Raw genomic sequence first — 20,303 nt, forward strand, 5'->3', positions numbered from 1 at the left:
GCCGAAGGAACCCGCATGAAACAGTATCTCGACCTCGTTCGTACCATTCTCGATACCGGCACCTGGCAGGAGAACCGCACGGGGATCCGCACCATCAGCATGCCGGGCGCGATGCTCCGCTTCGACCTGCAGCAAGGCTTTCCGGCCGTGACGACCAAGAAGCTCGCGTTCAAGTCGGCGATCGGCGAACTGGTCGGCTTCCTGCGCGCGTCGCGCAGCGCGGCCGAGTTCCGCGCGCTCGGCTGCAAGGTGTGGGACGCGAACGCGAACGAGAACGCGCAGTGGCTCGCGAATCCGTACCGTCAGGGCGTCGACGATCTCGGCGACGTGTACGGCGTGCAATGGCGCCAGTGGCCGGGCTACAAGGTGCTCGACGCGGGCGCCGACGCGCAGATCGCCGACGCGACGCGCCGCGGCTTCCGGATCGTCACGCGTTTCGACGAAGACGGCGCGCCGAAGGTGCTGCTGTACAAGGCGATCGACCAGCTGCGCCAGTGCCTGGACACGATCATGGAGAATCCGGCCGACCGCCGCATTCTGTTTCACGCGTGGAATCCGGCCGTGCTCGACCAGATCGCGCTGCCCGCGTGCCACCTGCTGTACCAGTTCCTGCCGAACGCGACGAAGCGCGAGATCTCGCTGTGCCTGTACATCCGCAGCAACGACGTCGGCCTCGGCACGCCGTTCAACCTGACGGAAGGCGCCGCGCTGCTGTCGCTCGTCGGCCGCCTGACGGGCTACACGCCGCGCTGGTTCACGTATTTCATCGGTGACGCGCACATCTACGAGAACCAGCTCGACATGCTGCAGCGACAGCTCACGCGCGAGCCTTACGAAAGCCCGCGGCTCGAGATTGCCGAGCGCGTGCCCGACTACGCGAAGACGGGCGTTTATGCGCCCGAATGGCTCGAGCAGGTCGAGCCGTCCGATTTCTCGCTGGTCGGTTACCGCCACCACGAGCCGCTGACTGCGCCGATGGCGGTCTGAGCGCGCGGTTTCATCGATCCGCGCCCTGCAGAAAGAAGGCCCGACCGGCTGAGACCGGTCGGGCTTTTTTGTTTCACGTTTGCGGCACTTACTGGCGATGCCGCTCGTCGTGCCCGCCTGGCGGCGGGCTGCTCGGGCGCGGCGCCTCGACGTGCGGTGCCGGTTGCGGCCGCGGTTCCATGCGGGGAGCGGGCATCGACGGGCGCGGTTCCATGCGGGGTGCCGGCTGCGGTCGCGGCTCCATTCGAGGTGCGGGCTGGGGGCGCGGCTCTATGCGCGGCGCCTGCGGTTGCGGGCGCGGCATGTCGTGTACGGCTGGCGCCGGCGGACGGTACTCGTTCACGCGCGGCGGTGCGACTTCGCGGTGCGGCGCCGGTTGCGCGAATTCGGGGCGGGGTTGCGGCGTGGGAGCGGCCCGTTCCGGTTGCGCTTGCCCGTGCTGGGCCGGTGTCGGGAAATCGGGGCGTGGACGCGGCTGCGGAATCTGTGCCGTGTTGTCGACCCTCGGTTGCGGCAACGCGCGCGGCGCGTCGTTCCGGCCGCCGGGCTGCGTGCCCTGCGGTGTCGGTATGCCCTCCGGATGCGGCACCGCCGCACTGCGCACGGGCGGCAGTGCATTCTGGCCTGCCGCGTGAAGGGCGCTCGGCGGGGCGGGGCGCTGGCGTTCCATCGGCGTGTGCGGCTGCATCCACGCCGGCGACGGCGCCTCGGGTGCGTGCGTGTTGCCGATGCCCGACGGCGTGTTGCTTGCGATCGGCGGGTGCGGGACGCCGTTGCCGGGCCCGAAGGCCTGATGCGGCGTCGCGTTGCCGGGCGCCTGCGGCATGCCGCCGTTGGCGAAATGCGGCCCATTGGGGATTTCGCCGTTCGCCGGCCGTCCGGCAGTCGGCACGCCCGGCAATGGCGCACCGGGCGTACCCGGCCGTCCGGTTTGCACGGCAGGCGGCTGGCCTTCGCGCGGCGCGCGTGACGGCTGCACGACGGGGCCGTGCGGATTCACGAGCTGCACGTTGTGCATCGCCCACGCGCCGCCGCTCGGATTACCCGGCACGCGGACCGGGCGGGCCCTGTAATCGGCCGGCACGCTCGTCTTCACGACCGGCGCGCCGGCGCCCGGCACGCGCCCGCCTTGCTGCGCGAGATGCGCGGCTGCCTGGTCTCGATAGGCGGCGGGCACCGCGGGGTTGCGCGTCGCGACGTAGGGGTGCTGCGCGATCGCCGCCGGCGGACGGTAGCCGGCATTGCGCAGCCCGCCGGTAAAGCTCTGGCGCACCGGCGCGATGCCGGGTGTGCCCGGCGTGACGTGCGCATTGCGCCATTGCCGCGGATCGACGTGTTGCGAGAAGTGCGCGACCGGCTGGCCATGCACGAACGCGGCGGCCGGCACGGCCGTGATCGCGTGCGGCGCACGGAAGTTCACGTACGTCTTGTTGATGTTGGTGATATTGGTGATGTTCGTCACGTTCACGGTCTTGTTCACGTTGACGTTGTTCACCACGATATTGCGATTCACGCGGTCGTAGTAGTGCGGGCTCCAGCCGCCCCAGCGCGGGTGCCACGGCTCGCCCGGGCCGAGCGCGAACCATGCGCAGCCGGCCGCGGCGACGCCGCCGACCGTGAGCGCGACGCTCCAGTCGGGACCGCCGCCACCGCCCACGAACGCGACGAGCGCCGGCGCGTAGACCGGCGGCTGGCTGACGACCATCGGGCCGGGCACCCAGGCCCAGCTGTCGTCCACGTACGCCCAGCGGCCGTAGTGGTACGGCGCGAAGCCCCACGGTGCGTCGTCGACCCACGTCCAGCCCCACGGCGCCTGCCAGATCCAGTGGCCGTCGTGATACGGCGCCCAGTCGGCCGGCGTGTCGTTCGGCACCCAGACCGAGCCGTAATTCGGGGTTTCGCGCCACGTGCCGTTCGCGTCGAGATCCTGATAGCCGGGAATGTCGCGGGACACATAGCGGGCCGACACCGAGCGCTCCTCGGCCGCGTCGCGGCTGGCGGCCCACTGGTCGAGCGGGTCGGGGCTCGGCGCCGCCGATTGCTGTGCGACCTGCAGGTCGGTGCCGGTGAACACGACCTGCTGCCCGGGCGACAGCGGGTACTGCCCGTTGCTGCCGTAGACGGTCGCGCTGCCGCTGCGCATCGTGACGGTCGTGCTCGCGCCGTTCGGCGCGACATCGACGCGATAGTCGCCGGGGCCCGTGATGCCGAGCGCGAGGTTCGGGGTGTCGATTTCGTACGATCCGCCACGGGGCAGATCGCGCACATGCGTCGATACGGTGCCGAGGCCGACCTTCAACTGCGTCGTCGTGTCGTCGAGATTCAGGATCGATAGGCTCGTCGAATCGCCGAGCCGCACCGCGGTCGAGCCGATATGCAGTTCCGAGCGTGCGCCGGCGTCGTTCCAGAGCTGGTCGCCGGTCGTCAGCGGCCGGTTCACGGCCGCATACGACCACGTATCGGTGCCGGCCGGTTCGGTCGTCACGGCACCCGACAGGTAGTCGAGCCGCGCGACGCGGCCGGGCGGGTCGCCGCCCGGTTGCCGTGCCGCGGCCGAATACGGCGGCGCGCCGGCCGATTGCGCGAAGGCGGGCGGCAGGGCCGCAAGCGCGGCGAACGCGAGCAGCGTATAGCGGGCGGTTCGCTTGAGCGTGAACAGGGGGGCCATGGTGAGCGTCATCGTCGTTATCGCGGCGCGTCGATTCGTGCCGTTGAGTTCACAATATCCGCTCGGCCTGTTTCAATGCTCGGTGTTTTGTAAGTCGGATGGCACGCGGTGTAACAAAACCTGTCTGTCGCGTGCCGCTGTCGTGCAGCCGCAATGCGGGCGTCAAGCGGACGTAAGCCACGCGTCGAAAACCTGCTGGCCGGGCACGGTGACGCGCAGCACCCGCGGCCGTGCGGAACGTTCGATCCAGCCGTGCGCACAGAAGCTTTCGAGCAGCGCCGCGCCGAGCGCGCCACCCAGATGCGAGCGCCGCTCGCTCCAGTCGAGGCAGCCGCATGCGAAGCGGCGCCGGCGCGTGCGCTGCTGCGCGACGTCGATGCCCCATTGCCCGAGGGCCTGCGTGCCGAGCTCGGTGGCTTCGATCGCGTCGCCGTCCGCGAGCAGCCAGCCGCGCGCGGTGAGCCCGTCGAAAATGCGCACCGCAAGTTCGCCGGCCATGTGGTCGTAGCAGGTGCGCGCGTAGCGCAGTTCGGCCGGTACCGTGCGCGACGGCGCCGGTACCGGGCGGTGCGGCGCAGCCGCGCGGGCGACGTTCGCGAGCGCCTCGAGCGACGCCGCGATGTCGGCCGACGCGATGCGGTAGTAGCGGTGCCGGCCGCGCACGTCGAGCGCGAGCAGGCCGCCTTCGGTCAGCCGCGCGAGGTGCGCGCTTGCCGCGGACGGCGACAGCCCCGCGATCATCGTCAATTCGCCGGCCGGCCGCGCGCTGCCGTCCATCAGCACCCACAGCATCGCGGCGCGGCCAGGGTCGGCGATCAGTGCGCCGATGCGGCTGAGGCCCGGAAAGTGGTGGTCGTCTTGATCGGTCATCGTCGTCTCTCGTCAAGCGGGATGAGGGGCAGTGTAGTGGGTGTGCGCATTCGATGTTTCGTATCCGGATGAAATGTCGGATGCGGCGGCGCCGTCCCGCGGCAGCCTGGCTGCGGCCCGTTGCGGCGCGCGTAGAATGGGCCGGACGCGGCGGCAGCGGGCCGCCGCATGTGACACGATGCAACGATGAAGACGATTTTCTGCATGTTGGCCGCCGCGCTCGTCTGCGCGGCCTGTGCGCAGGGCGGCGCGGGCGCCGCCGGCGGGCAGGGCGGCAGTATCGAGATGTACGGGACGATCGACCAGGGCGTCACGGTGCGCCGCTGACCGGCGGCGCTGCGTGCGCGGGGCGGGTGGCGCCGCCGCGGCCGCGTCACGCGGCGCTGGCCGCGACGCATTGCCGCACTGCAACGTATAATGGCCCGATTACAGCGCCCCTGCCGCCTGGAGCCAGAACGATGCCCCAACCGTCCCCCGTGCCGGCCGCCCTCGACCGTACCGAAACCGTATTCCGCTTCCTCGCCGAGCCTTCGTCCGTGAACTTCGGCGGCAAGGTGCACGGCGGCGCGTTGATGAAGTGGATCGACGAGGTCGCGTATGCGTGCGCGGCCGTCTGGTCGAGCCGCTATTGCGTGACGGTCAGTGTCGGCAACATCCGATTCCAGCGTCCGATCCTGGTCGGCAACCTGGTCGAGCTGAAGGCGCGCGTCGTGGCGACGGGCCGCACCAGCATGCACATCCATGTGTCCGTGCACGCGGGGGACCCGAAGGGCGGCGTGCTGCGCCAGACGACCGACTGCCTCGTCGTGTTCGTCGCGGTCGACGAGAACGGCAACCCGGTGCCGGTGCCGCCGTTCGTGCCCGAGACCGACGAGCAGAAGGTACTCGCGAAATATGCGGCCGACGTACGGGCCGCGCTCGACAAGATCGTCGAGATGAAACCGGAAGAAGTCGCGAAGGGCACGGTCTGACCGCAGCGGGCGCCGCGCTCGACGCGCCGCGCCCGTCGTCCTGCCCCTAGCGCGTCCCGATCATCTGCTCGGGGCGCACCCACGCATCGAATTCCGCCTCGGTCAGGTAGCCGAGCGCCAGCGCGGCCGCCTTCAGCGTCGTGCCTTCCTTGTGCGCCTTCTTCGCGATCTGCGCGGACTTGTCGTAGCCGATGTGCGGATTGAGCGCCGTCACGAGCATCAGCGACTCGTTCAGCAGCAGGTCGATCCGCGCGCGGTTCGGTTCGATGCCCACCGCGCAGTGGTCGTTGAAGCTCTGCGCGCCGTCGGCGAGCAGCCGCACCGACTGCAGCACGTTGTGCGCGATCATCGGCCGGAACACGTTCAGCTCGAAATTGCCGCTCGCGCCGCCGACGTTGACCGCGACGTCATTGCCGAACACCTGGCAGCACAGCATCGTCACGGCTTCCGACTGCGTCGGGTTCACCTTGCCCGGCATGATCGAGCTGCCCGGCTCGTTTTCCGGAATCGACAGTTCGCCGAGCCCGCAGCGCGGCCCGCTCGCGAGCCAGCGCACGTCGTTCGCGATCTTCATCAGGCCCGCCGCGACCGTTTTCAGCGCGCCGTGCGCGAAGACCAGCGCATCGGCGGCCGCCATCACCTCGAACTTGCTCGGCGCCGTCACGAACGGCAGCTTCGCGAGCCGGCCGATCTCGTCGGCGACGCGCACCGCGAACTCCGGATGCGCGTTCAGCCCGGTGCCGACCGCGGTGCCGCCGAGCGCGAGCTCGTACAGGTGCGGCAGCGCCGATTCGACGTGACGGATGCCCTGGTCGAGTTGCGCGACGTAGCCGGAAAACTCCTGGCCGAGCGTGAGCGGCGTCGCGTCCTGCAGGTGGGTGCGGCCGATCTTCACGATGTCGGCGAACGCCTTCGACTTCGCGTCGAGCGTCGCGCGCAGCGTGCGCAGCGCCGGCAGCAGATGATTGACGATCGCGTACGCGGCCGCGATGTGCATCGCGGTCGGGAACACGTCGTTCGACGACTGGCCGCGATTCACGTCGTCGTTCGGATGGACCTTGCGCGCTTCGCCGCGCTCGCCGCCCAGCAGCTCGCTCGCGCGATTCGCGATCACCTCGTTGAGGTTCATGTTGGTCTGCGTGCCGGAGCCCGTCTGCCACACCGCGAGCGGGAATTCGCGCGGATGCTTGCCGGCGATGATCTCGTCGGCCGCGTCGATGATCGCGCGCGCCTTGTCGTCGGCGAGCACGCCGAGCGACTGGTTCACGGCCGCCGCGGCGCGCTTGACGATCGCCAGCGCGTGGATCAGCTCGGGCGACTGCTTCTCGGTCGAGATCCGGAAATTCTGCAGCGAGCGCTCGGTTTGCGCGCCCCAAAGTCGGTCGGCCGGCACGGCGATTTCGCCGAACGTGTCGCGTTCCATCCGAACTGCTTCGTTCATGATGCACTCCTCCTGGAAAGGGGAAAGGCCGCGCGTCGTCGCGCGGCATCAGGCGTATCGTGAGGCAGTCGCGCCGCTCGCGCGGCGTCTCGAGGTGTTCAGCCGACAAGCATAGCGCCGGTCGCGATTTCGCGTCGTGTCGCGCTCAGTGCCGCGTCGCGACGAGCGACGCGGTTTTCAGATGAAAGCGCCATGCCATCAGCGCGGCGACGCTCGCGAGGCCGGCGGCGAGCCCCCACCACAGGCCGCGTGCGCCGAGGCCCGCGTGGAACGCGAACCAGTAGCCGGTCGGGAAGCCGATGCCCCAGTAGCCGAAGGTCGCCGCGAGCATCGGGATGCGCGTGTCCTTCAGGCCGCGCAGCGCGCCCGACGCGACGGTCTGCATGCCGTCGACGATCTGGAACACCGCGGCGATGCCGAGCAGCGAGGCGGCGAGCGACACCGTGGCCGCGTTGGCCGGGTCGTCGAGATTCAGGTACAGGCCGACGATCGTATGCGGCGCGACGATCATCACGACGCCCGACAGCGACATGAACGCGACGCCGAGCGCGAGTGCGACGAAGCCCGCGTGCCGCGCGGCGACGGGCGAACCCGCGCCGACCCAGTAGCCGACGCGCACGTTGGCGGCCTGGCCGATCGCGAGCGGCACCATGAACGACACCGACGCGACGTTCAGCGCGATCTGGTGCGCGGCAAGCGACGTCGCGCCCAGCACGCCGACCGTGAGGCCGGTGGCGAGGAACAGCGTCGATTCGACCCCGTACGTGATCGCGACGGGCCAGCCGATGCCGATCAGTTCGCCCATCGTGGGCAGCTTCGGGCGCGACGCGGTCACGAAATGGCGGAAGCGCCGCCGGCCGTGCAGCAGCCAGATCAGGGCGAGCGCGGTGAGCCAGATCGTGATCGTCGTCGCGACGGCCGAGCCGAGAAAACCGAGGCGCGGCAGCCCGAACGCGCCGTGGATCAGCCCGTAGTTCAGCACGCCGTTGACGCCGACGCCGCCGATCGACACCCACAGCAGCCGCCGCGCGGCACCGATCGCCGGCAGGAATGCCCGCATCAGCCCGACGCCGATCAGGCTGCCGAGCGCCGCGTAGCGCAGGATGCCCGTGTATTCGCCGACGTGATGCGCGAGCAGCGGCGGCTCGTGGAACATCAGCAGGATCGGTTCGGACAGCGACAGCGCGACGATCGCCGGGATCGCGAGCAGCACCGACAGCGCGAAGCCCGTCCAGTAGATGTGCGGCACGCGGTCCTCGGCCTGCGCGCCGCGCGCGTGCGCGACGCTCACGCTGACCGACGACAGCACGCCCTGCAGGATCGTGACGATGACGAAGAAGAAGTTCGCGCCGAGCCCGCCCGCCGCGAGCGAATCGGGGCCGAGCGAACCGAGCAGCACCGTGTCGGTGACGCTCATCGCCATCTGGGAAAGTTGCGCGATCGCGAGTGGCGCGGCGAGGCGCGCGGTATCGGCGGCGTGACTGGATAGCGACGGCGGCGCGGCGGCCGTCCGCGTAAGACCGGAATGCGACATGGAATGGGCGCTCGCGCGGGTGCGGGCCCGCGCTGTATGTATTTATTTTGAGAGACGGCTAGGTTACGGCTTTATTCGTACGGTGTCGAACGCGTGCGCCGATGGCCATGTCGCGGACAGGGGGAACGCCGCGGGTGCTAGGCCTCGCGCACCGCGATGCGCGTGTCGCCGAGCAGCACGACCTGGCCCGCGCGGATCTTGCAGGTCTTGCGCAGCTCGACCGCGCCGTCGACTTTGACCGCGCCGGACGCGACGATCACTTTCGCGCTCCCGCCGCTGTCCGCGAGGCCGGTGATCTTGAGAAGGTTGTGCAGCTCGACGTATTCGCCGGTCAGCGTGAAATCCAGGTTGGGCATGACGAAGGAGGTGCGCAAGGCGCGGGAGGAAACGCTCCGCATCATACGGCACCGCGGGCCGACGCGCGAGCGCGGGCCGCCACGGCCCGCAGTTGTTAAGGACTGTGAGCGATTCGTCAGCAAATGAAACGGTGGGTAACAGTCTGAGAGATTCGAGAACCGGCCGGGCGCGCCGCGGGTCTTTTGTCGTACCTGCTGCGTGTTGCGGCGGGGACGCGACGGACCGCATCGCAGCGGTCCGGGCTCACAACTTCTCGAGGAGAATTGCCATGTCCAAGATTCGTACGATGCTGATCGGTGCCGCGCTGACGGCGTTCGCCACTTCGGCCGCATTTGCCCAGACGGGGACGGCGGCGCAGGGTGCAGCCGGTGCCGGCGTGCAGGCACAGACGCCGGCCGCAGGTGTCGGCGCAGGCGTACAGGGCAGCGCCGGCGCGAACGCGTCGGGCAACGCGGTCGGCGGCGCAACCGATGCGGTCGGCGCGGCAGCCGACGGCGCGAAGGATACCGCGTCGTCGGCCGTCCATTCGGCCAAGAAGCACACGAAGCATGCCGCGAAGTCGGCCAAGGGCCATGTCGGCGCCGCCAAGGCGAAAGCCGGCGAAGCGACCGAAGGCGGCGCGTCGGTCGGCGCGCAAGGCGGTGCATCGGCCCAGGGCGCCACGCAGTAAGCGACGCCCGGCGCCGCGGGACGCTCGCCCCCTGGGCGTCGCGCCGGCAGCGGTCCGACGGCCCGGTTCGCGTCATGCGAGCCGGGCCGTTTTCATGGGTTCATGCTGTCAGCGGGATGGGTGCGCGGTCATGGCCGGCGCTGTCCTTGCCCTTGTCCCGGTTGTCCCTGCGACGGTCGCACGGCGGCCGGCGTGAACACGCTGCGCAGCCACGCGGCGAGCCGTGCGAAGACGTCGTACGGTTCCTCGACGAAGATCTCCGGCTTCAGCAGCCGCAGGTATTCCATGATCTGCTGCGCTTCCTGCTTCTGGAACGAGCCGTGCGCAAGGCCCAGCCGCAGCAGCCCGCGCAGTTCGCCGAGCTTGTCGCGCGCGGTGCTGCCGACGCTCATCTCGCACGCGAGCTTGGCCTCGTAGATGCGCTGGCGCAACGATTCGGCGAGCCGCCACGCAGGCGTCTGCATCAGCTCCTCGAGCGCCTGGATGTCCTGCGCCGCGCCCTTGATCTGCGACGCGAGCGGATCGATCAGCGACGGGTCGCCCTGCGCTTCGGCGACGATCGCCTTCGCCCAGTCGCGGCACGCTTTCGCGAGTTCGTCGGGGGTCCATTCGGAGCGCGACGCGAAGCCGAAGCCGAATTCGCCGGCCTGTCGCATCAGGATCGCGACGACGTCCGGAAACTCCTTGTCGAGCGTGCGCTTGGCCCATGCGTACTGGCCGCCCTGCAGCATCCGCTGCACCGCGTGTTCGGTCAGCGGCACCATGTTGTCGAGCAGCTTGGCGTGCAGGAAATCCTCGAACGACGGTGTCGCGAACTGCGGGTCGAGTTTCAGCGACACGCGGACGAACGCGTCGTAGTCCTTGCGCAGGGACTCGAGCGTGTCGTCCTTGAGGGAAAGGGTGATCTGGCCCATGAATCGTCTCGATGGCGGCCCGCGCAAGCCGACGGCCGGCACGGCGCACCGGGGCGGGCGCAGCGTCGACTGACCGGTGCGCGCCGAGGCCGGTGGCGGGTCTTCATCCCCTATATCGGCGCGCCGGGCGGAAACTTGAGCGTGCGCGGTAGAGCGTCCGCTCAGGCGGGCAGCCAGTGCGGGATCACGACCCCTTGCCAGAAGAAGAACGCCGCGAGCCCCGCGGCGATCGTCACGAGCGGGCGGCGGGTTGCCGCCGACACGAGCACGGCGGCGAGCGCGCCGACGAGCTGCGGATTGCGCCAGGTCAGCTCGGCCGGGCCGCCGTGCGGCGAGACGGTCATCGGCACGATGATCGCCGTCAGCACGGTCACGGGCACGAAGCCGAGCGCGGTCCGCACGAGCGGCGGGAAGGTCAGCCGCTCGCCGAACAGGAACAGCGTCGAGCGGATCGCGTAGGTGATGACGGCCATTCCGAGGATCAGCAGCGCGTAGCTCACGATGTCGCCTCCGTGCGCGAGCCGGTGCGCCTGCGTTCGTGCAGCAACGTGAGCGTGACGCCGATCGCGACGCCGGCGGCGACCGCGCCGAGCAGCCCGAGCTTGTACGGCCAGCCCTGCCAGAAGCAGGCGAGCGTGCCGGCCGTCGTGGCCGCCGCGAAATAGCGCAACGTGCCGAGCTGCGGGACCACGATCGCGATGAAGGTCGCCGCCATCGCGAAATCGAGTCCGAGCGACTGCAGGCCCGGGAACGCCGCGCCGAAGCCGATGCCCGCGAGCGTCCAGACCTGCCAGTTCAGGTACATCGCAAGCCCGGAGCCGAAAAAGTAGTGGGGGCCAACCGTGCCGGGCGCGAAGTGCCGGTAGTGCGCATGGGCGACCGCGAACACCTCGTCGGTCATCAACGCGCCGAGCGTGGCACGCCAGCGCAACGGCAGGTGTGCGACGTAGGGCGCGAGCGTCGCGCTGTACAGCAGGTGGCGCAGGTTCACGATCAGCGTGGTCGCGAGCACGACGACGAAGCTCGCGCTGCCCGCGATCAGGCCGAGCGCGATGAATTGCGCGGAGCCCGCGAACACGGCGAGCGACATCAGTGCGCCGTGCCATGCGGCGAGCGGGCCGCCGCCGACGAGCGTGCCGAAAATCACGCCGAACGGTGCTGCGCCGATCATCATCGGAATCGTGTCGCGCGCGCCGTCGAGCCATTCGTTGAGCGGGCGGCGAGGGGGCGAGGCGGGTGTCGGGTTCAAAGGGGCTCCTCCATGAACGGGAGGATAGCGGGCCGGTGGCGGGCCGGCTTGTATGTTCTTGCGCTCGCGAATGCGTGGGCGGCCGCGTCAGCTCGCCTGCCAGCGCCCGGGCGGAACCCCGAACATCCGTTTGAAGTGTCGCGTGAAGTGGCTCTGGTCGACGAAGCCGCTGGCCGCCGCGACGTCGGCGACGGGCACGCCCGCGCGCAGCGGCGCCAGCGCGCGCTGCAGCCGCAACTGGTTGCGCCACGCATGCGGCGGCATGCCGGTGGTGCGCGTGAACAGGCGTGCCGCGTGGAACGGCGACAGGCCGGCTGCCTGCGCGACGTCATCGAGCGTCACCGTGCACATGAGATCGGCCGCGAGCCGCTCGCGCATCGCGTCGACGCGCGGTTCGTCGGCCGCGAGCGGCGCCGGTCGCGGCCGCGCGTCGGCATGGCGCACGATCAGCGTCGACAGTGCGTCGAGCATCGCCGTTTCGGCGGCGAGCGGATCGTAGATGCGCGGTGCGTCGGCTGCCGGATCGCCGGCCGGCTGCCCGTGCGCATGCGACGACAGCGCGCGCTCGCTGCCAGCTTCCATCATCCGGTGCGCGAGCGTGAGCCGGGCGGCGAGATCGGCGTCGCGAATCACGTCGGAGGCAAACCACGGCGCATCCTGCGGGCGGCCGGCGATCGCGCTCGCGAGTCCGTGGACGAATTCGACCGGCAGGTAGCTGACGCGATAGCACCAGCCTTCGTCGGTTGCGCGCGAACCCGTATGCACTTCGCCGGGATTGATCACGGGCACGGTGCCCGTTTCGGCGACATAGCCGTTGCCGCGATAGGTGAAGCGTTCCGCGCCTTCGAGAATCACGGGGATCGTGTACGCGTCGTGCCAGTGCGGCGCGAACGCGTGGTCGCGATAGGTCGCCGTGAGGAGATCCGCGTCCGGCAGCAGCGGCGTGCGCCAGTAGCGTGCGGCGTCGGGAAGGCGGGTGGCGGACATGATCGGGCGCGGGAGCGGTCGGACACGACAGTGTATCGCTCGCGCGCCCGGCCGGTGTGCGCGTTACTTGACCGGAATCGTCGTGCCGACCGGCATCGGCACCGCGGTGACGGCATTCTTCGGGCTGCCGCTGACGATCCGGTCGCTGTAGGTCAGGTAGACGATCGTGTTGCGCTTCTGGTCGACCACGCGCACGACGTGCAGCGTCTTGAAGATGAACGACATGCGTTCGCTGAACACGTCGGTCTGCTGCTTGAGCGGCTCCTTGAAGCTGATCGGCCCGACCTGCCGGCAGGCGATCGACGCCTCGCTCGGATCCTCGGCCACGCCGAGCGTGCCCTTGATCCCGCCGGTGCGGGCGCGCGATACGTAGCAGGTCACGCCGTTCACGACCGGATCGTCATACGCTTCGACGACCACGCGGTCGGAGCCCGTGACGCGGAAATGGGTGTTGACGCTGCCGACTTCCTCCGCGTGCGCGAGCGGTGCCGCGGCGAAGGCGGAGAACAGGAGGGCGAACGGGGCGGAGCGCAGGAGACGATGCTTCATCGACGGAACCGGATGCGAATGCGGGACAGAGACTCTAGCATGCGCGCGACGGGGCGATGAACGGCGGAAACGCGGAAGGGTGGCCGGAAAAACAAAAGGCCCGTCGAATGACGGGCCTTTCATTGTTTGGCTCCCCGACCTGGGCTCGAACCAGGGACCTACGGATTAACAGTCCGGCGCTCTACCGACTGAGCTATCGGGGAATAAATCGGTACATCTGCGTGCGTTGTTTCCAACAAAAAACCCGTCCACTTTCAACGGGCCTTCGTGTTTTTGGCTCCCCGACCTGGGCTCGAACCAGGGACCTACGGATTAACAGTCCGGCGCTCTACCGACTGAGCTATCGGGGAACAAACAACAACAGCAGAGAAACGAGATTGTATGGAGTGGTCGCTAACCTGTCAATACCTTCGGGCCGCGATCTACAAAAAAATTTCTGCGGCCGCCGCGCGATCAGCGCTCGAGCAGGTGCAGCTTCTCCTGCACGTCCTTCCACTCGTCCGCGTCGGCCGGTGCCGGCTTGGTCTTGGTGATCGACGGCCAGTTCTTGGCCAGCTCGGCGTTCAGCTCGGTGAACTGCTGCTGGTCGCCCGGAACGTCTTCTTCGGCATAGATCGCATTGGTCGGGCACTCGGCGACGCACACGGCGCAGTCGATGCACTCGTCCGGATCGATGGCGAGAAAGTTGGGACCTTCACGGAAGCAATCCACCGGGCACACATCCACGCAATCCGTGTATTTGCACTTGATGCAGCCTTCGGTCACAACGTGAGTCATTAAAACGCTCCTGCTTGGCGGTATATATGGGGTGGCGTTTGCGCCAAAAGCGGCATTGTAACTGAAGCGCCAAACCCGCATCGCGTGGTCGGCTATCCGGCTTATATCGTTTCGTGATTAGTTTATGGGGTGCGCAATGCAGGCGCGAGCGCGGCGCGCCTGCGCGACGGGAGCAGGGCCGCGGGCGGTTTCCCGATGGTCGGTCCCGCATTCGGGTAACATGGCCGCCTGACCGGGCGGCGCGCGGTGCGCAGGTGCCCTGTCTCGATATTGGCGGTGCCGTCACCATGATCATCACTTCGCTGCTCGACACGGATCTCTACAAGTTCACGATGATGCAGGTCGTCCTGCATCACTTTCCGGCTGCAAACGTCGAGTACCGCTTCCGGTGCCGCACGCCCGGCGTCGACCTCGTGCCGTACATCGACGAGATCCGCGACGAGGTGCGCGGCCTGTGCGCGCTGCGCTTTTCCGACGTCGAACTCGACTACCTGCGGCGGATGCGCTTCATCAAGAGCGATTTCGTCGACTTCCTCGCGCTGTTCCACCTGAACGAGAAATACATCTCGATCACGCCGTCGCCGAAGGGCAACGGCGAGATCGACATCGTGATCGAGGGGCCGTGGCTGCACACGATCCTGTTCGAGATCCCGGTGCTCGCGATCGTCAACGAAGTCTATTTCCGCAACACCCAGCGCGAGCCGGACTATCGCGAGGGCCGCGAGCGGCTGCGCGAGAAGATCAAGCTGCTCGGCGCGGAACCCGAGTTCGCCGACTGCAAGATCGCCGACTACGGCACGCGCCGGCGTTTCTCGAAGGTCTGGCACGAGGAAGTCGCGCTCACGCTGCGCGACGGGCTCGGCCCGCAGTTCGCGGGCACGAGCAACGTGCTGTACGCGATGAAGCACGACATCACGCCGCTCGGCACGATGGCGCACGAGTACCTGCAGGCATGCCAGGCGCTCGGCCCGCGGCTGCGCGATTCGCAGATCTACGGTTTCGAGATGTGGGCGAAGGAATATCGCGGCGACCTCGGGATCGCGCTGTCGGACGTCTACGGGATGGATGCGTTCCTGAACGACTTCGACATGTACTTCTGCAAGCTGTTCGACGGCGCGCGCCACGACTCGGGCGATCCGTTCGAATGGGGCGAGCGCATGCTGCGCCACTACGAGGCGAACCGCTGCGACCCGCGCACCAAGGTGCTCGTGTTCTCCGACGCGCTCGACATCCCGAAGGTCATGCAGTTGTACGAACGGTTCCGCGGGCGCTGCAAGCTCGCGTTCGGCGTCGGCACGAACCTCACCAACGATCTCGGCTACGTGCCGCTGCAGATCGTGATCAAGATGGTGCGCTGCAACGGCCAGCCGGTCGCGAAGCTGTCGGACTCGCCGGGCAAGAGCATGTGCGACGACAAGGCGTATCTCGCGTACCTGCGCCAGGTGTTCGGCATCGCGCAGCCGGTCGAGGAAGACGCGTCGAAGTGAGCGCCGGCCGTTCGGCCGAAGGTGCGTGGCGGCAGGGGCGGCCGGTATAATCGGACGGTATTGCACGCCAACGTCACGAGGACCGTTCATGGACACTTCCGCTGCCCGTCGCCAGATCCTCGCGCGCATCCGCGCGGCGCAGGGGCGCGCGGCCGAACCCGACGCAGCGGAGCGCGACGGCGTCGCCGACTATCTCGCGCGTCATCCGCCGGGCCCGCGCCCGCCGGCGCCGGCCGACCTCGTCGCCGCCTTCGTCGACGAAGCCGCGCGCCTGTCGACCACGGTCGACGAAGTCGCGACGCTGGCCGACGCGCCTGCCGCCGCCGCCCGCTATCTTTCCGCTCACGGGCTGCCGGCGCAGGCCGTCGCGTGGCGCACGCTGGCCGATCTCGACTGGGCCGGCGCCGGCCTGTCGGTCGAGTGCCGCAAGCCGCGCGACGGCGATCTCGTCGGCCTTACCGGCTGCTTTTGCGCGACCGCCGAAACGGGTTCGCTGGTGCTGCTGTCCGGCCCCGACACCTATGCATCGGCCGGCCTGCTGCCGGAAACGCACATCGCGCTCGTACCGGCTTCGCGGATCGTCGCCGGGCATGAGGACGCGTTCGCGCTGATTCGCGCGGAGCGCGGCGAATTGCCGCGCGCGGTCAACTTCGTGTCGGGCCCGTCGCGCACGGGCGACATCGAGCAGACCATCGTCCTGGGCGCGCACGGCCCGTATCGCGTGCATGTGATCATCGTACGCGGCGCATGACGCGCCCGCTGCATCCGCCACCACTCGAACAAGGAAGTTCTGCATGAAACGACATGCCGCCTGGGCAGGCATGGCGTCGGGAATCGCGCTTGGCGCGGCGCCCGCGCTTGCATCGGCCGCCACGCTCGACGGTGCCGCGCTGTCCGCACTCTGGGGCATCCCGTTCGCCGGGATCCTGCTGTCGATCGCACTGTTCCCGCTCGTCGCGCCGGTGTTCTGGCATCACCACTTCGGCAAGATCGCGGCCGGCTGGGCGGTCGTGTTCCTGGTCCCGTTCGCGGTCGCGTTCGGCGCGGGCACCGCGTTCGGCACGCTCGTGCATGCGCTGCTCGAGGAATACATTCCGTTCATCGTGCTGCTCACCGCGCTCTATACGGTCGCGGGCGGCATCTGCGTGAACGGCAACCTGCACGGCTCGCCGAAGCTGAACACCGCGATCCTCGCGCTCGGCACGCTGCTCGCGAGCGTGATGGGCACGACGGGCGCCGCGATGCTGCTGATCCGGCCGCTCCTGCGCGCGAACGACAACCGCAAGCATGTCGTGCACGTCGTGATCTTCTTCATCTTCCTCGTCGCGAATGCGGGCGGCTCGCTGTCGCCGCTCGGCGATCCGCCGCTGTTCCTCGGCTTCCTGAACGGCGTGAGCTTCTTCTGGACGACGACCCATCTCGCGCTGCCGATGCTGTTCATCTGCGTCGTGCTGCTGACGCTGTTCTTCGCGCTCGATACGTACTTCTACCGGAAGGGCGGCGAGGAGCGGCCGGCCGCACTCGACCCGACGCCCGACGGCGCCGCACTGTCGATCGACGGCAAGATCAACTTCGTGCTGCTCGCGGCCGTGATCGCGCTCGTGCTGATGAGCGGCGTGTGGAAGCCGGGCATCGCGTTCGACGTGTGGGGCACGCACGTCGCGCTGCAGAATCTCGTGCGCGACGTCGCGCTCGTGCTGGTGACGCTCGCGTCGCTCGCGCTCACCCCGCGTTCCGCGCGCGAGGGCAACGCATTCAACTGGGCGCCGATCGAGGAGGTCGCGAAGCTGTTTGCTGGGATCTTCGTGACGATCGCGCCGGTCATCGTGATCCTGCGCGCGGGCTCGGGCGGCGCGTTCGCACAGATCGTCCATCTCGTCACGGGGCCGGACGGCAAGCCGATCGACGCGATGTACTTCTGGGCGACGGGCATCCTGTCGTCGTTCCTCGACAACGCGCCGACGTATCTCGTGTTCTTCAACCTCGCGGGCGGCGATGCGCAGGCGCTGATGACGACGGGCGCATCGACGCTCGCGGCGATTTCCGCGGGTGCGGTGTTCATGGGCGCGAACAGTTATATCGGCAACGCGCCGAACTTCATGGTGAAGGCGATCGCGGAGTCGCGCGGCGTGAAGATGCCGAGCTTCTTCGCGTACCTCGGCTGGGCACTCGTGATTCTGGTCCCGGTGTTCCTGCTGACGTCGCTGATTTTCTTCCCGGCGTAACCTGACGACTTTCAACCCAGCGCGGGTAGTCCCGGCGGCGCGGCGCGCGCCGCGACCGGCCCGCGGCATACGGAGATGGCGATGCAGAAGATCCTGGTCGCGCGTCCGATCTTTCCGGACGTGATCGAACGGCTCAAGCAGTATTTCGACGTCGACTGGAACGACGGCGACGCGCTCGCGCCCGATGCGCTCGCCGCGCGTCTGGCCGACAAGGACGGCGCGCTGACGGCCGGCGACCCGGTCGGCGCGGCGACGCTCGCGGCGGCCCCGCGCCTGCGCGTCGTGGCGAACATGGCGGTCGGCTACAACAACTTCGACATGGCCGCGTTCAACGCGGCGAACGTGCTCGGCACCAATACGCCCGACGTGCTGAACGAGTCGACCGCCGATTTCGGCTGGGCGCTGATGATGGCCGCCGCACGCCGGATCGCCGAATCCGAGCACTGGTTGCGCGCCGGTCACTGGCGGAAGTGGGCGTACGACGGTTTTCTCGGCTCCGACATCTACGGCTCGACGCTCGGCGTCATCGGGATGGGCCGCATCGGCCAGGCGCTCGCGCGCCGCGCGCGCGGCTTCGGGATGCAGGTGATCTATCACAATCGTTCGCGAGTCGCGCCCGAGATTGAGGCCGAGCTGAACGCCGAGTACGTGTCGAAGGATGCGCTGCTCGCACGCGCCGATCACGTCGTGCTCGTGCTGCCGTACACGAAGGAGAACCATCACACGATCGGTGCGGCCGAGCTCGCGAAGATGAAGCCCACCGCGACGCTGACCAACATCGCGCGCGGCGGGATCGTCGACGACGCGGCGCTGGCTGCCGCGCTGCGTGACGGGACGATCGCCGCGGCCGGCCTCGACGTGTACGAGGGCGAGCCGACCGTGCATCCGGCGCTGCTCGAGGTGCCGAACGTCGTGCTGACGCCGCATATCGCGAGCGCGACCGAACAGACGCGCCGCGCGATGGCGAACCTCGCCGCCGACAACCTGATCGCCGCACTGGGCGAGGGGCCGCGCGCCGGTCAGCCGCCGAATCCGATCAACCCTGACGTGATCGGGAAGCCGCGCGCATGACGATGACGTTGTTGCTTGCGGCGGTCGTCGTGCTGGCCGTCGCGCTCGCGGTGGCGATCGTCGCGCTCGTGCGCGGCGGCGGCCGTCACGACGACGCGGCCGTACTCGGCGACCAGATCGAGGACGCCGCGCACGCGCAGGCGCGCGCGGTCGAGCGGCTCGAACGCGAATTGCGCGGGGAGATCGTCGAGAGTGCGCGCGGCTCGCGCACCGAGCTGGCCGGCAGTTTCGCGCAGCTTCAGCAGACGCTCGCCGCGCAGCTGACGAGCGTGGCGACCGTACAGAACAACCAGATCGAGGGTTTCGCGCAGCAGCTCGGCAAGCTCGTCGCCGGCAATGCGCAGCAATTCGACGCGATGCGCGAGAGCGTGCAGCGCCAGGCGCAGCAGGCGCGCGAAGAGCAGACGGGCGCGCTCCGGTTGTTCGGCGACACGTTGAACCGGCAACTCACGCAACTGACCGAGGCGAACGACCGCCGGATCGGCGAGGTGCGCGCGACGCTCGAACAACGGCTGAAGGAAATCGAGACCAACAACGCGGCGAAACTCGAGGAGATGCGCCGTACCGTCGACGAGAAACTGCATGCGACGCTCGAGCAGCGGCTCGGCGAATCGTTCAAGCTCGTGTCGGACCGGCTCGAACAGGTCCATCGCGGGCTCGGCGAAATGCAGACGCTCGCGGCCGGCGTCGGCGACCTGAAGAAGGTGCTGACCAACGTGAAGACGCGCGGCACCTGGGGCGAAGTGCAGCTCGAGGCGTTGCTCGAACAGATGCTGACGCCCGACCAGTACGCGAAGAACGTCGCAACGGTGCCGAAGAGCACCGAGCGCGTCGAATTCGCGATCCGGTTGCCGGGGCGCGACGCCGGTACGCGCGATGCGCCGCCCGTGTGGCTGCCGATCGATGCGAAATTCCCGCGCGAAGACTACGAGCGGCTGATCGATGCGCAGGAGCGCGCCGACCTGGTGGCCGTCGAGGAGGCGGCCCGTGCGCTCGAGACGCGCGTGCGGCTGGAAGCGCGCACGATCGCCGAGAAATACGTCGCGCCGCCGCACACGACCGATTTCGCGCTCCTGTTTTTGCCGACGGAAGGGCTTTACGCGGAGATTCTGCGCCGCCCCGGACTGACCGACCTGCTGCAGCGCGACTATCGCGTGACGATTGCCGGGCCGACGACGCTCACCGCGCTGCTCAACAGCCTGCAGATGGGGTTCCGCACGCTCGCGATCGAGCAGCGCTCGAGCGAGGTGTGGCAGGTGCTCGGCGCGGTCAAGACGGAATTCGGCAAGTTCGGCGACGTGCTCGCGCGCACGAAGTCGCAGCTCGAAACGGTCACGCGTTCGATCGAGGCGGCCGAGCAGCGCACGCGCGTGATGAGCCGCAAGCTGAAGCAGGTCGAGGCGCTGCCGGGCGATACGGCGGCCGGGCTGCTCGGTGCGGAAGGTGCTGACGGCGCCGATGCGGACGACGCATGACGTGAGTCGCCCACAGCAAGCGGGACGAAAAAACGGGCGCCTCGGCGCCCGTTTTCCGTTGAAGCAGTTTC

General features: G+C 68.8%; 20 protein-coding genes and 2 tRNA genes. 9 read left to right on the forward strand and 13 right to left on the reverse strand.

What is annotated here, in order from left to right:
- Nucleotides 1-15: 15 nt before the first annotated feature.
- The gene (locus AC0KUR_RS21925) at nucleotides 16-987 is read left to right on the forward strand and encodes a thymidylate synthase (protein ID WP_049030723.1); all 972 of its coding nucleotides are present in this window, start codon (nucleotides 16-18) and stop codon (nucleotides 985-987) included.
- 88 nt (nucleotides 988-1,075) lie between these two features.
- Here AC0KUR_RS21925 and AC0KUR_RS21930 read toward each other — a convergent pair whose 3' ends face one another.
- Nucleotides 1,076-3,667 (reverse strand): DUF6600 domain-containing protein, encoded by a 2,592-nt coding sequence (locus AC0KUR_RS21930; protein WP_473376417.1) that lies wholly within the window; start codon nucleotides 3,665-3,667, stop codon nucleotides 1,076-1,078.
- A gap of 150 nt (nucleotides 3,668-3,817) precedes the next feature.
- Nucleotides 3,818-4,525 (reverse strand): ArsR/SmtB family transcription factor, encoded by a 708-nt coding sequence (locus tag AC0KUR_RS21935; RefSeq protein ID WP_034186470.1) that lies wholly within the window; start codon nucleotides 4,523-4,525, stop codon nucleotides 3,818-3,820.
- 186 nt (nucleotides 4,526-4,711) lie between these two features.
- Here AC0KUR_RS21935 and AC0KUR_RS21940 point away from each other — a divergent pair, with 186 nt between their 5' ends.
- Together AC0KUR_RS21940 and AC0KUR_RS21945 are read left to right on the forward strand one after the other, a co-directional pair.
- The gene (locus AC0KUR_RS21940) at nucleotides 4,712-4,852 is read left to right on the forward strand and encodes a hypothetical protein (RefSeq protein WP_167361865.1); all 141 of its coding nucleotides are present in this window, start codon (nucleotides 4,712-4,714) and stop codon (nucleotides 4,850-4,852) included.
- A gap of 131 nt (nucleotides 4,853-4,983) precedes the next feature.
- Complete coding sequence (locus AC0KUR_RS21945; RefSeq protein WP_027811985.1) at nucleotides 4,984-5,496, forward strand: acyl-CoA thioesterase; 513 nt, start codon at nucleotides 4,984-4,986, stop codon at nucleotides 5,494-5,496.
- A 46-nt stretch (nucleotides 5,497-5,542) separates the two neighbouring features.
- Here AC0KUR_RS21945 and fumC read toward each other — a convergent pair whose 3' ends face one another.
- The 3 genes from fumC to AC0KUR_RS21960 form a co-directional block, all read right to left on the reverse strand.
- Nucleotides 5,543-6,937, reverse strand: a complete 1,395-nt coding sequence (fumC, locus tag AC0KUR_RS21950; protein ID WP_034186471.1) for a class II fumarate hydratase — start codon at nucleotides 6,935-6,937, stop codon at nucleotides 5,543-5,545.
- Between the two features lie 145 nt (nucleotides 6,938-7,082).
- A complete protein-coding gene (gene norM / locus AC0KUR_RS21955) occupies nucleotides 7,083-8,471 on the reverse strand; it encodes a multidrug efflux MATE transporter NorM (RefSeq protein WP_034186472.1) in 1,389 nt (462 codons plus the stop codon).
- Nucleotides 8,472-8,608: 137 nt separating this feature from the next.
- Complete coding sequence (locus tag AC0KUR_RS21960) at nucleotides 8,609-8,827, reverse strand: RNA-binding S4 domain-containing protein (RefSeq protein WP_034186473.1); 219 nt, start codon at nucleotides 8,825-8,827, stop codon at nucleotides 8,609-8,611.
- 269 nt (nucleotides 8,828-9,096) lie between these two features.
- On the opposite strand from AC0KUR_RS21960, the gene AC0KUR_RS21965 reads away from it, so the two are divergent.
- A complete protein-coding gene (locus tag AC0KUR_RS21965; protein WP_034186474.1) occupies nucleotides 9,097-9,498 on the forward strand; it encodes a hypothetical protein in 402 nt (133 codons plus the stop codon).
- Between the two features lie 128 nt (nucleotides 9,499-9,626).
- Here AC0KUR_RS21965 and AC0KUR_RS21970 read toward each other — a convergent pair whose 3' ends face one another.
- The 8 genes from AC0KUR_RS21970 to fdxA form a co-directional block, all read right to left on the reverse strand.
- Nucleotides 9,627-10,412, reverse strand: coding sequence for a DUF4088 family protein (locus AC0KUR_RS21970; RefSeq protein WP_473376418.1), 786 nt, complete (start codon nucleotides 10,410-10,412; stop codon nucleotides 9,627-9,629).
- A 161-nt stretch (nucleotides 10,413-10,573) separates the two neighbouring features.
- Nucleotides 10,574-10,912 (reverse strand): AzlD domain-containing protein, encoded by a 339-nt coding sequence (locus AC0KUR_RS21975; protein WP_034186476.1) that lies wholly within the window; start codon nucleotides 10,910-10,912, stop codon nucleotides 10,574-10,576.
- Nucleotides 10,909-11,661, reverse strand: coding sequence for an AzlC family ABC transporter permease (locus AC0KUR_RS21980; RefSeq protein WP_473376419.1), 753 nt, complete (start codon nucleotides 11,659-11,661; stop codon nucleotides 10,909-10,911). Before AC0KUR_RS21980 ends, AC0KUR_RS21975 begins: the two co-directional genes overlap by 4 nt.
- A gap of 87 nt (nucleotides 11,662-11,748) precedes the next feature.
- Nucleotides 11,749-12,648: an AraC family transcriptional regulator gene (locus AC0KUR_RS21985; RefSeq protein ID WP_473376420.1), complete on the reverse strand. Its 900-nt coding sequence runs from the start codon at nucleotides 12,646-12,648 to the stop codon at nucleotides 11,749-11,751.
- Nucleotides 12,649-12,711: 63 nt separating this feature from the next.
- Nucleotides 12,712-13,197, reverse strand: coding sequence for a CreA family protein (locus AC0KUR_RS21990; RefSeq protein ID WP_049028149.1), 486 nt, complete (start codon nucleotides 13,195-13,197; stop codon nucleotides 12,712-12,714).
- A 127-nt stretch (nucleotides 13,198-13,324) separates the two neighbouring features.
- Nucleotides 13,325-13,400, reverse strand: a tRNA-Asn gene (locus AC0KUR_RS21995).
- Between the two features lie 71 nt (nucleotides 13,401-13,471).
- Nucleotides 13,472-13,547, reverse strand: a tRNA-Asn gene (locus AC0KUR_RS22000).
- 103 nt (nucleotides 13,548-13,650) lie between these two features.
- Nucleotides 13,651-13,974 carry a ferredoxin FdxA gene (fdxA, locus tag AC0KUR_RS22005; RefSeq protein ID WP_006753067.1) on the reverse strand — a complete coding sequence of 108 codons (324 nt, stop codon included), beginning with the start codon at nucleotides 13,972-13,974 and terminating at the stop codon, nucleotides 13,651-13,653.
- A gap of 287 nt (nucleotides 13,975-14,261) precedes the next feature.
- Here fdxA and pncB point away from each other — a divergent pair, with 287 nt between their 5' ends.
- The 5 genes from pncB (at nucleotide 14,262) to AC0KUR_RS22030 (ending at nucleotide 20,232) form a co-directional block, all read left to right on the forward strand.
- Nucleotides 14,262-15,461: a nicotinate phosphoribosyltransferase gene (gene pncB / locus AC0KUR_RS22010; RefSeq protein WP_034186480.1), complete on the forward strand. Its 1,200-nt coding sequence runs from the start codon at nucleotides 14,262-14,264 to the stop codon at nucleotides 15,459-15,461.
- 88 nt (nucleotides 15,462-15,549) lie between these two features.
- A complete protein-coding gene (locus AC0KUR_RS22015) occupies nucleotides 15,550-16,212 on the forward strand; it encodes a LutC/YkgG family protein (RefSeq protein WP_034186481.1) in 663 nt (220 codons plus the stop codon).
- A gap of 43 nt (nucleotides 16,213-16,255) precedes the next feature.
- The gene (locus AC0KUR_RS22020) at nucleotides 16,256-17,686 is read left to right on the forward strand and encodes a sodium:proton antiporter (RefSeq protein WP_049034186.1); all 1,431 of its coding nucleotides are present in this window, start codon (nucleotides 16,256-16,258) and stop codon (nucleotides 17,684-17,686) included.
- A gap of 81 nt (nucleotides 17,687-17,767) precedes the next feature.
- Entirely contained in the window at nucleotides 17,768-18,757 is a 990-nt protein-coding gene (locus tag AC0KUR_RS22025; RefSeq protein ID WP_034186752.1) for a 2-hydroxyacid dehydrogenase, read from the forward strand.
- Entirely contained in the window at nucleotides 18,754-20,232 is a 1,479-nt protein-coding gene (locus AC0KUR_RS22030) for a DNA recombination protein RmuC (protein WP_034186483.1), read from the forward strand. The genes AC0KUR_RS22025 and AC0KUR_RS22030 overlap by 4 nt, the downstream gene beginning before the upstream one ends.
- Nucleotides 20,233-20,303: the final 71 nt, after the last annotated feature.

This window comes from Burkholderia sp. YHN3-13, assembly GCF_055810675.1.

Excerpts from the sequence above, each read along its gene's own strand:
- AC0KUR_RS21925 (WP_049030723.1), top strand. The coding sequence starts at position 16 with ATGAAACAGTATCTCGACCTCGTTCGTACCATTCTCGATACCGGCACC.
- AC0KUR_RS21930 (WP_473376417.1), bottom strand. The coding sequence starts at position 3,667 with ATGACGCTCACCATGGCCCCCCTGTTCACGCTCAAGCGAACCGCCCGC.
- AC0KUR_RS21935 (WP_034186470.1), bottom strand. The coding sequence starts at position 4,525 with ATGACCGATCAAGACGACCACCACTTTCCGGGCCTCAGCCGCATCGGC.
- AC0KUR_RS21940 (WP_167361865.1), top strand. The coding sequence starts at position 4,712 with ATGAAGACGATTTTCTGCATGTTGGCCGCCGCGCTCGTCTGCGCGGCC.
- AC0KUR_RS21945 (WP_027811985.1), top strand. The coding sequence starts at position 4,984 with ATGCCCCAACCGTCCCCCGTGCCGGCCGCCCTCGACCGTACCGAAACC.
- fumC (WP_034186471.1), bottom strand. The coding sequence starts at position 6,937 with ATGAACGAAGCAGTTCGGATGGAACGCGACACGTTCGGCGAAATCGCC.
- norM (WP_034186472.1), bottom strand. The coding sequence starts at position 8,471 with ATGTCGCATTCCGGTCTTACGCGGACGGCCGCCGCGCCGCCGTCGCTA.
- AC0KUR_RS21960 (WP_034186473.1), bottom strand. The coding sequence starts at position 8,827 with ATGCCCAACCTGGATTTCACGCTGACCGGCGAATACGTCGAGCTGCAC.
- AC0KUR_RS21965 (WP_034186474.1), top strand. The coding sequence starts at position 9,097 with ATGTCCAAGATTCGTACGATGCTGATCGGTGCCGCGCTGACGGCGTTC.
- AC0KUR_RS21970 (WP_473376418.1), bottom strand. The coding sequence starts at position 10,412 with ATGGGCCAGATCACCCTTTCCCTCAAGGACGACACGCTCGAGTCCCTG.
- AC0KUR_RS21985 (WP_473376420.1), bottom strand. The coding sequence starts at position 12,648 with ATGTCCGCCACCCGCCTTCCCGACGCCGCACGCTACTGGCGCACGCCG.
- AC0KUR_RS21990 (WP_049028149.1), bottom strand. The coding sequence starts at position 13,197 with ATGAAGCATCGTCTCCTGCGCTCCGCCCCGTTCGCCCTCCTGTTCTCC.
- fdxA (WP_006753067.1), bottom strand. The coding sequence starts at position 13,974 with ATGACTCACGTTGTGACCGAAGGCTGCATCAAGTGCAAATACACGGAT.
- pncB (WP_034186480.1), top strand. The coding sequence starts at position 14,262 with ATGATCATCACTTCGCTGCTCGACACGGATCTCTACAAGTTCACGATG.
- AC0KUR_RS22015 (WP_034186481.1), top strand. The coding sequence starts at position 15,550 with ATGGACACTTCCGCTGCCCGTCGCCAGATCCTCGCGCGCATCCGCGCG.
- AC0KUR_RS22020 (WP_049034186.1), top strand. The coding sequence starts at position 16,256 with ATGAAACGACATGCCGCCTGGGCAGGCATGGCGTCGGGAATCGCGCTT.
- AC0KUR_RS22025 (WP_034186752.1), top strand. The coding sequence starts at position 17,768 with ATGCAGAAGATCCTGGTCGCGCGTCCGATCTTTCCGGACGTGATCGAA.
- AC0KUR_RS22030 (WP_034186483.1), top strand. The coding sequence starts at position 18,754 with ATGACGATGACGTTGTTGCTTGCGGCGGTCGTCGTGCTGGCCGTCGCG.